The organism is Spirosoma sp. (genome assembly GCF_048594605.1).
Taxonomy (GTDB): domain Bacteria; phylum Bacteroidota; class Bacteroidia; order Cytophagales; family Spirosomataceae; genus Spirosoma.
This window is the reverse complement of the sequence record NZ_JBMDWV010000017.1, coordinates 23,507-33,655: the sequence shown is the minus strand read 5'-3', so window position 1 is coordinate 33,655 and position 10,149 is coordinate 23,507. Positions and strand designations below refer to the sequence as shown.

Sequence of the window (10,149 nt, the reverse complement as noted above, 5' to 3'; positions counted from 1 at the left end):
TCGGTACGTACCGAACTAACGTTTATCTTGATCCTTCTCAGGTGGCGACTCCAACCGGTCAGATGCCATTCGCTGAGCTTAGAGGTGAATCTGACAGTAGCGTTACGTTAGTGTATACAACCACGTATCCGACTAAAGCTGAACAATCTATCCAGCATGTAACCCTCAGCCGGTTAACGAACGGTATTCAGCTTCGCGCTTCCGGATCCGTTATCGGTACGTTACAGACCGATCGAATCTTTACGAATAGCGGTATGGAAAAACAGGGTAAACTGCTACGTATCAGCTTGCAACATAGCTCTGAAGACATCCCGGATTTTGTCGGTTCTAAGTAAAAAATCTGCTTTTAAACGAAAAATCCCATCGAGTGCTCGATGGGATTTTTCGTTTACTATCTATCTGCTGTTACGCCATTGCAAATTTGCTTGCGTTACGTTTCCGTTCATTTTCATCCAGGAAAATCTTACGAATGCGCAACGACTTCGGCGTCACCTCAAGGTACTCATCCTTCTGAATGTATTCCATACATTCTTCCAGCGAAAACGATATTTTCGGAGCAATCTTGACGTTGTTATCCGAACCAGAAGCCCGCATGTTGGTCAGTTGTTTAGCCGTTTGCACGTTTACAACGATATCATTCTGGCGGTTGTGTTCACCAATTACCTGGCCCGTATAAATTTCATCGCCCGGATCAATAAAGAACACACCCCGATCCTGAAGTTTATCAATCGAGTAAGCCGTAGCGACACCACTGGTCATTGAAATCAGCGAGCCGTTAATCCGCTCAGGAATTTGCCCCTTAAATGGTTGATATTCTTTGAACCGGTGGCTCATCACAGCTTCCCCAAACGTAGCGGTCAGAACGTTCGAGCGAAGTCCGATCAATCCACGCGACGGAATTTCGAATTCAAGGTGCTGAAGATCGCCTTTGGGCTCCATAATCAGCAATTCGCCTTTGCGTTGCGTAGCCAGTTCAATTACTTTACCAGCCGTTTCTTCCGGTACGTCAACCACAAGAGTTTCAACGGGTTCTAATTTCTGACCGTCTTCATCTTCTTTATAAAGTACCTGAGGCTGACCAACTTGCAGCTCATAACCTTCCCGACGCATCGTTTCGATCAGAACTGATAAGTGCAGAATACCCCGGCCATACACCAGAAATCGATCTTCACTATCGGTGTTTTCAACCCGTAAAGCCAGGTTCTTTTCAATTTCTTTGTAAAGCCGATCGCGCAGGTGACGAGACGTAACGAACTTACCCTCTTTACCGAAGAACGGTGAGTTGTTGATCGTGAACAGCATGTTCATCGTTGGCTCGTCGACGGCAATACGTTCCAGTGCTTCCGGATTGTCGTAATCGGTCAACGTATCACCAATTTCAAAATCGTCAAGACCGGTAACGGCACAGATATCACCGCATTGTACTTCAGTAACTTTCTGCTTACCAAGCCCTTCAAACGTATGAAGCTCTTTAATACGTACCCGTTTCAATGTACCATCTGATTTCATCAGACCCATGCTGGCTCCTTCTTTGAGCGTACCGCGATGCACACGTCCGATGGCAATCCGACCGACGAAGGCCGAATAATCGAGCGAGGTGATCTGCATCTGTGGCAGACCTTCATTAACGGGAGCGGCTGGAATCGTTTCGACAATGGTATCGAGCAGATACGTAATGTTATCCGTCGGCTTTTGCCAGTCGGGGCCCATCCAGCCCTGTTTCGACGAGCCGTAAACCGTTGGGAAATCCAACTGATCTTCGGTAGCGCCCAGGTTGAACATCAGATCGAATACCTGCTCATGAACTTCATCAGGACGGCAGTTTTCTTTATCTACTTTGTTAACGATAACGATTGGCTTAAGACCCAGCTGTAAAGCTTTGCTCAATACAAAACGAGTTTGTGGCATAGCCCCTTCAAACGCATCGACTAACAGGCATACGCCGTCGGCCATTTTTAGAACGCGTTCAACTTCACCGCCGAAGTCGCTGTGGCCTGGCGTATCGATGATGTTAATTTTAACATCTTTGTACCGTACCGATACGTTCTTCGAAACGATCGTAATACCTCGCTCGCGCTCCAGGTCGTTATTGTCCAAAATCAGTTCGCCGAATTCCTGGTTGTCCCGAAAGAGCTTCGACGCGTGAATAATCTTGTCGACCAGTGTTGTTTTGCCGTGGTCGACGTGAGCTATGATAGCTATATTGCGAATAGATTGCATACAGTGTTCAGAAAATCTGAACCAGGATTTTTACAAGATTTCGAGGATTTACTAGGCTTACGATTGTATATAAACCCTGATTAGACTTCCGACCCCTCAAATCCCAGTCAATTTTTTCGCAAAGATACGAAATTTTACGCTGAAACACAGATTTTTACAACTAATTAAACGAAAAAAGGCCCGTTAACGGGCCTGACTATAATATAAATACAATTTCTTAACACAAGCTTAATGATTTGGGCAGCCACAGGGGTTTTTCTTTCGAAAAAGACCCGTATTGAATAGCCCACCGCGCTTTGGTTTGTATCCTTTTTTCTTGCGTCCAAAAATGGTTATTTCCGATGTTGCTTTACCTGAAGATGCCATTGTTTCGAAGGGCACATCGACCAGCATCAGAGAGGCCGCTAGCAGCAGAACAACTTTTGTCTTTTTCATTGTCACAACCCGTTTCTTTGTTAACGCAAAAATAGCGCTATTAGTCAGACGATTGCCTAAGATTTTTCATAATTAACAACATGGTTACCGATTCTGACTATTTAATTGTTTACGGTACGTTACGTCCGGCATTTAGCAATTCGTATGCACGGCATCTACGGCAGCACAGCCAATACGTTGGTGAGGGGTCTTTTCCTGGTTTACTCTTTGATTTGGGTACTTATCCAGGAGCTATTTATCAGGAGGATAGCCCTCAAGCCGTCCAGGGAACGATTTTCGACATAAGCCATCATAAGCAGACTTTATTGGCTTATCTGGATGCTTACGAAGGAATTAGCGACCAGTTTCAGCAGCCACACGAATACCATCGAACAATCATCCAAGTGAACGGACCGGGTAAGATACTGAACTGCTGGTTCTATCAGTACAATTGGCCGACTGCTCAAAAAAAAATTATCGAATCGGGAGATTATGCGGGCTACATAGGCTAGTGGTCGCCATTATCTGATTCACAAACAAAAACCGACTTTGTCCAGAGTCGGTTTTTGTTTGTGAATCGCTACGTTCGTTGATTAGCGGGGCCCGCGAGAACGACCTCCGCCATTGAAACCACCAGAGCCGCTCCGCGCATTCGGACTATTGTAGTTTCGATAACGGGGAGAGGGTGTGTAATAACGAGGACGTACTACGACAGGCGGACGATTCACAATAACGGGGGGCCGGTAGTAGCCATAAGGTCGATAGTAGCCGTACGGGTACCCGTAATTATAACCGTAGTAGGGCCGGGAGCCATAGCCAGCCCCTGTATTAACATAAGCAGGGCCGCAACTTGCCAAAAGTATAACCAGCAAAGCGGCTGTAAGCAAAGGCATTAATTTTATCGTTTTCATGTTAAAAGAATCATTACGTTGAACCATTTAATTATATAACCCTTAAGCAAGCTCATTTAATAGCTATTTACTAACTATTTACGATCTTCTTACCAACGGCGCCAGCCATTGTTGATACGTCCTCCCCGATGCCTGTAGCCGTAGGTGCCATAACCATACCCGTAATTAGGATAAGGACGGACAATAACTGGCCGAGGAGCTATAATAACTGGTGGTGGAGGTGGGGCGATGACAATACGTGGCGGCACAATTACGACAGGCGGCTGAGCGGGGTAAGGTCGCCCATAAGGATAATAGCCATCGTAGCCATTCGGGTAATTGGGCCTATTGCGGTTGTTATACCCGTTCGAATTGCGCTGATCATAGCCATTTGGATATCTGGGGTCGTACTCATTATAGCCGTTCGGATAATTAGGGCTATATCCCTGATTCGTATCCGGATATGGCTGATCATAGCCAGAGCCATTCTGCCCAAAGCTAAACGTAGTAACGCCTACAATTAATCCAGCGATCAAACTCCATTTGCCTATCCTCATTGTCGTAGTTCGTTTATCAACCTATTTTGGTCGTTAGACAAATCACACCTTACTACGTTTAATAACAACGCCTAAAAAACCGTTAAAGTTTAATTAAAAAGCCTGACCGTCAGACAGTCAGGCTTTTATGAAGTAACCTATAAGGCAATCGGTTACGCCTTTAATTTATCTTTCAGATAGTTTAGTGATAGCTTATAGGCATCGGCCGTAGCTTCTTTGTTGTAAACCGGATTACTGGGGTTGGCGAATCCATGTCCGGCATCATACATTTTTATCGTTACTTTCTTGCCTGCTTTCTGCATGTTTTCTTCAAATTGCTTAACCGACTCGGGTGTGATGCCCTTGTCCTGGCTGCCAAAAATTCCCAGGACATCTGTATTGAGCGTTCTTAGCTTCTCAACGTCCTGTTCTGGGCGTCCATAATACATAACACACCCTTTGGCCTGTTTGCCTTCCATAATTGCTGATTGAAGGGAAAGCATTCCTCCAAAACACCACCCTACACTGGCGAACTCAGCTTTTGGGCCAGCATAAGCAATAGCACCTTTCTGGATACTGGCAAGCCGGTCTTTACTGGCAGCCTGCATTAACTTTCCAGCCTCGGCAGGTTCAGTTGCTACTTTGCCATCATACATATCAACAGCCAATACGTTCACATCCTTTAGGTCGTTGTAAAACATTTCAGCCTGTTGTTTGATGTTGTCATTCAATCCCCACCATTCCTGATAGACCAGCAGCCATTTGTCGGACGCTTTCTTTGACTTCAGCAAAAATCCATTGGCTGACTGACCATCCGGAGTCGAGAATTTGATCATTTCACCCGCTCCGATGTAGGTAAAGGGGAGCGGGCTGGCATGCAATTTCTGAAAAGCGGGATCAGCGGCCATCAGCGCCATATCGTTAGCGGGCGTATGGCAAACCGGAATCTTCCTTTCCTGAAATTTTTCGGCCGGCTTAAGGTAAGCAAACAGCGACATAAAGAAGGATAGGCCGGTAATAAAGATGATTTTCATATGTGTTTGATGGTTAGTTGCTAAACGTAACGAATTGCTAAAGTTATTGGTTAGCGCAGTGGCATTAAAAAGCGAATTGGGTAAACTGTCTGCGATGTGCTTACAATTTACCCAATTGTTGTTTAGTTTTATGTACTGCCGGACTAGGCTTTTACCAGCTCAAAAATTGTAATCTCAGGCAAAATTCCAACGCGGCCCGGATAACCAATATAACCGTAGCCCCGGTTTACATAGAGCCGCTGGTTTCCCTCCTGATACAATCCTGCCCACTGTTTGTAAAAATATTGGGCTGGACTCCATTGAACGCCGGGAATTTCAACACCAAATTGCGCGCCGTGTGTATGGCCGCTGAACGTAACGTCAATATCGGAATATCTGGGTCGAACTTCGGCATCCCAGTGGGTTGGGTCGTGGGAGAGGAGAAGCTTTACCGGATACTCTTCAGTGCCCGCATAGGCTTTTGCCAGATTTCCCATCCGCAAAGCAGCCGGACCGAAACCGAGGTTCTGAACGCCAATAAGGGCAATTTTGTCGCCATTCTGTTCCAGAACTCTGTTTTCGTCAAGTAAAATATTCCAGCCCATCTGTTTGTGTGCGGCCACTACGTTCAGTACGTTCTGTCGTTCTGCCTGTGCGCTGGGCCATTGGACGTACTTGCCATAATCGTGATTGCCAAGGGTCGAGTAAACGCCCAGGGGCGCCTTCACTTTATCGAAAATATTAATAAACTCGTTCGCTTCTTCGGCGTGGCTGTTGACCAAATCGCCCGTAAAAAAGACAACATCCGGCTTTTGCTTCATCAGCAGATCAACGCCCCCACGAACGGCTGTTCGGTTGAAAAAGCTGCCCGTATGAATATCTGAAATCTGAGCAATGGTCATCCCATTAAAGCCAGACGGTAAATTTTTTAAGGGAAGTTTAATCCGACGGACCCTGTAATCGTGAGCTCCCGAAACAATTCCCCATGTAAAAGCAACTAAAGGCACCGTGCCAACAACCAGCGCGGTTTTCATCAGAAAATCGGATCGAGAAATAGCATCTTTCGGGATCACGCCATTCGTGGTCGTGGGAATTGTTTGGCGAGACGTATCGACGACTGCTTCCTGAACTTCAGGCTTATAAAACAACGAGACAATCCAGCGGAAAAACCGGCCCAAATCATCAATGAAAATAATCAGAACCGCGAAAATCTTGGAAAAGTAGGGAATAGCAATACTGGCCCAGAGAAACGTACGAGTGTTCTTGCCAAATGAATCAGGCGGCAGGTACTGCAACGCTACGTACAGCAAGAGAGATAGGACCGTAATTCCCCAGAAAGCAATGGCAATGATACGCTGCGTACTTTCTGTGGTGGATCGACTCAGCGTTTTGACGGCCTGCCAGACGTACCAGTCAATCAACAGCATGATAGCTGGCAGAATAAATAAGAAGGCAGCGCGATTCATAAGCTTGCGTAAATAATATAGAATGGATAACGTACAATACAAATAATGGATAATGTGAGTTCGCTAAAGCCACTCCTCATTATCCATTATTTGTTTTACTGATTAAATCCGTTTAAACTAACTCTTCTTCCTGCTCTTCAATACGTTCCAGAGCGGGGTCTTTCTTACCGAACCACTTCATGCGAATGCGTTCGTTTACCCAGTACATACACGGTACGATCACAAGCGTAAGTACGGTCGAAAACGTCAATCCATAGATGATCGTCCAGGCCAGGATATTCCAGAAAACCGAGCTATCACCACCTATGATTACGTGTGGGGCGAAATCGCGGAAGAGCCCAACGAAATCGACAGTGATACCTAATGCCAGCGGGATCAGGCCCAGTACGGCCGCCGAAGCAGTTAACAATACCGGTGTCAGACGAATACCACCCGCTTCGATGATCGCTTCACGTAACGGAACACCCCGGCCACGTAATTCCTCGATAAACTCGATGAGCAGAATCCCGTTTTTCACCACAATACCCGCCAGCGCGATAATACCGACACCCGACATGATGATCGAGAAATCTTTATTAAAAATCACAAAGCCAAGCAGTACGCCGATCAGCGAGAACAGGATGGTTACGAAGATAATCAGCGGTTTCACAACCGAGTTGAACTGCGTTGCCATGATCAGGTAAATCAGCAGGAGTGCGATACCAAAAGCAGCGCCCAAAAAGTTCATCGACTCAGCCTGGTCTTCCTGCTCACCACCCATCTTCACCGTATAACCACTCGGTACGTCAATTTCTTTAATAACCTCCTGAATCTGAGCCACGATTTCATTGGCATTGAAGCCCGGCACTACGTCTGAACTTAACGTAACAAGCCGTTGCTGATTCTTCCGGTTGATCTGGCTGAAGGTAGTTGAATAACTAATGTTAGCAACCGACGTAATGGGCACCTGGCGCAATTGACCACCCATAACCATGTCGCGGTATACTACGTTCAGACTCAGAAGCCGGTCGATCTGGCTACGGTCGTCGGGTTTCAGACGAACCATAATCGGATATTCGTCTTTGGCATCCCGGAATTTCGATACTTCCAGACCGAACAAAGCCGTCCGAATGGCCATAGCTACCTGACCAGAAGAGATACCTTCCCGTTCTGCTTTCTCGCGGTCGATGTCGACGACAATCTCAGGCTTGTTGGTGATTAAGTCCGATTTCAACTGGTCGATACCCTGAATACCTGCCTGAGCAATTTTCTGCTGTACCTGCTTTTCCAGTTTTTTCAGCTGGTCGAACTCTTCGCCCGCAATTTCAATAGCAATCGGCTTACCGGTCGGTGGTCCGTTCGATTCACGTTCTACAGAGATTTCACTACCCGGCAGTCCACGCATAGCAACCCGAACTTTGGCCAAAAGAGAATCCGTTGAGATTCCATGCCGAAATTCGTTTGGTACAAAAGCGATTGTCACCTTCGACTTCTGTGGTGTTGCCGCTCGATCAGGGTTTTGGGCATCACCCGCATTTTTCCCTACGTTCGAGATTACCGAGTTGACAATATCCGTAGCCTTGCTGTCTTCCAGTACTTTAAATACGCGCTTCTCGATTACTTTCGTTACGGAGTCCGTCACGCGGGCGTCTGTACCAACTGGCATTACGTTGTATACGTAAATATAATCGGGTTCACCACTTGGGAAGAACAGCACTTTAGGCTTAGCAATGCCTGTGATAATAAATGTTAGAATCAGCAACCCAAAGGCACCGACAATAGCAAAAACGGGGCGCCAGCCGTGTAGTATCCATGAAATAAGCTTCCGATACCCGTTTTTGAGCGCTGGAAGCCATTTCTCCTGAAAAGGTACGATCAGTTTTGGTGTCAGTACGTAGTGATTGAAGACGTACAGGATGATAAACAACACGAAGAGGTTACCAATACCCCGGTCAATCACGTAGCCGACCCCTGCCAGAACCGTCATGATCATCAGCGGACGTTTAATTTCGGCAAACGATTGTTTGTCTTCGTGATTATCATCTTCATGCCGTTTCATGAACGTAACGGCAAAGACAGGGTTAATCACGTAAGCCACAAACAGCGACGAAAACAGCGTCAGAATGAGCGTCAACGGCAGAAACTTCATAAACTCGCCCACAATACCCGGCCAGAACAGGAGCGGGAAGAACGGGGCAATGGTCGTCAGCGTACCAGACAATACCGGTACGAATACTTCACCGGCAGCAGCTTTTACCGCCTGTTTGATATCCCAGTCTTTATGTTCATTAAAGAGTCGGTGGGAGTTTTCAATAACCACAATCGCATCATCTACCACAAGTCCTAAGCCAAGCAGGAAGGCGAATAACACCATCATGTTCAGCGTGAACGCAGTGCCCACCATTGGCCCAAGAACCGGCATCATCACAAAGGCTACCAGCGCCGATAAAGGTACCGACAAGCCCACGAAAATAGCATCGCGCACGCCCATGAAGAACATAAGCACCAGCACTACAAAAATGAAACCCAGTACAACCGTGTTGATCAGGTCGTTCACACTTTCGCGCGTGCGTTCTGACTGGTCGGCCGTGATTTTCACGTCCAAACCATCTGGAAACTCCGTTTCCTTATACTCCTCAATGGTTTTTTCAATACGGTCGGCTGCAGAAATCAGGTTGGCGCCAGCCCGTTTGATTACGTTCAACGTAACAACGGATTTGTTATTCAGACGAGCGAAGTTCTGCTGCTCTTCGAAGTTATCCCGTACTTCAGCAATGTCGCCAAGCCGAACCGTGGCGCCCGTAGCAGTACGTATCTGTAAATTCTGAAGCTGCGTTACGTCGGTAAATTCGCCTTTGACCCGTACAGTCCGGCGAACACCGTCAACATTCAGATCACCGCCCGATACGTTTATGTTTTCGCCCTGGATAGCCTGCTGAATATCCGTAAACGCGAGGCCTGCCGATTGCATACGTGGCAAATCGACATTGATCTGAATTTCACGCTCCAGCGCACCAATAATGTCTACGCGACGAATTTCAGGCATGCCTTCTATTACGTCCTGCAAATCTTCGGCATATTCTTTCAGTTGTTTCAGCGAGAAATTACCAGCCATGTTGATATTCATGATCGGCATTTCTGAAATATCGACATCCTGCGCCGTCGGACCTGAATCCAGCTTTTGTGGTAAATCGGGTTTCGCTTTATCGATCGCATCGCGGACACGCTGAAGTGCTTCAGCTGATTCTACATCGGGATTAAATTCGACGAGAATAACCGATACATCCTGCAGCGCATTTGATTTGATACGTTTGACACCTGAAACAGACTTTAACTGCTTCTCAATCTGCTTGTTAATGGTATTTTCGATATCAGCGGGGGCCGTACCAACATACACGGTATTGATGTACACCTGTGGTATCTTGATGTCAGGAAACTGCTCTTTCGGCAGGTTATTGTACACGAACAGCCCACCGAGTGTAATCAGGAAGGTGAAAATGTAAATCGCCGTTCGGTTTTCTACGCACCAGTTGGTGAATCCTAGGGTTTTATACTGTTCAAATTTCATTTTAAAATGAGTTTACTGTTTTCTGTTTACTGTTTTCTATTTCTGTTGAGCGAAAAGTTTAAT

At 46.5% G+C, this 10,149-nt stretch carries 9 protein-coding genes; 2 read left to right on the top strand and 7 right to left on the bottom strand.

The features are described 5' to 3' along the window. A partial coding sequence (locus ACOJS8_RS00890; protein ID WP_420146643.1) for a hypothetical protein occupies positions 1-335 on the top strand: 335 nt, incomplete at its 5' end. Between the two features lie 70 nt (positions 336-405). Here the strand turns inward: ACOJS8_RS00890 and typA are convergent. Both typA and ACOJS8_RS00880 read right to left on the bottom strand, forming a co-directional pair. Further along, positions 406-2,220 (bottom strand): translational GTPase TypA, encoded by a 1,815-nt coding sequence (gene typA, locus ACOJS8_RS00885; protein ID WP_420146642.1) that lies wholly within the window; start codon positions 2,218-2,220, stop codon positions 406-408. 228 nt (positions 2,221-2,448) lie between these two features. Next, positions 2,449-2,655 (bottom strand): hypothetical protein, encoded by a 207-nt coding sequence (locus ACOJS8_RS00880; RefSeq protein WP_420146641.1) that lies wholly within the window; start codon positions 2,653-2,655, stop codon positions 2,449-2,451. An 80-nt stretch (positions 2,656-2,735) separates the two neighbouring features. Here ACOJS8_RS00880 and ACOJS8_RS00875 point away from each other — a divergent pair, with 80 nt between their 5' ends. Further along, complete coding sequence (locus ACOJS8_RS00875) at positions 2,736-3,146, top strand: gamma-glutamylcyclotransferase family protein (protein WP_420146640.1); 411 nt, start codon at positions 2,736-2,738, stop codon at positions 3,144-3,146. An 81-nt stretch (positions 3,147-3,227) separates the two neighbouring features. Here the strand turns inward: ACOJS8_RS00875 and ACOJS8_RS00870 are convergent, their stop codons facing one another. From ACOJS8_RS00870 to ACOJS8_RS00850, 5 genes are all read right to left on the bottom strand, one after another. After that, a complete protein-coding gene (locus tag ACOJS8_RS00870; protein ID WP_420146639.1) occupies positions 3,228-3,545 on the bottom strand; it encodes a hypothetical protein in 318 nt (105 codons plus the stop codon). An 89-nt stretch (positions 3,546-3,634) separates the two neighbouring features. Continuing rightward, complete coding sequence (locus ACOJS8_RS00865; RefSeq protein ID WP_420146638.1) at positions 3,635-4,081, bottom strand: hypothetical protein; 447 nt, start codon at positions 4,079-4,081, stop codon at positions 3,635-3,637. A gap of 152 nt (positions 4,082-4,233) precedes the next feature. Then, on the bottom strand, positions 4,234-5,094 hold the full coding sequence (locus ACOJS8_RS00860) for a dienelactone hydrolase family protein (protein WP_420146637.1): 861 nt from the start codon (positions 5,092-5,094) through the stop codon (positions 4,234-4,236). A gap of 143 nt (positions 5,095-5,237) precedes the next feature. Then, the gene (locus ACOJS8_RS00855) at positions 5,238-6,539 is read right to left on the bottom strand and encodes a metallophosphoesterase (protein ID WP_420146636.1); all 1,302 of its coding nucleotides are present in this window, start codon (positions 6,537-6,539) and stop codon (positions 5,238-5,240) included. Between the two features lie 112 nt (positions 6,540-6,651). Beyond that, positions 6,652-10,086, bottom strand: coding sequence for an efflux RND transporter permease subunit (locus ACOJS8_RS00850; protein WP_420146635.1), 3,435 nt, complete (start codon positions 10,084-10,086; stop codon positions 6,652-6,654). Between the last annotated feature and the right edge of the window lie 63 nt (positions 10,087-10,149).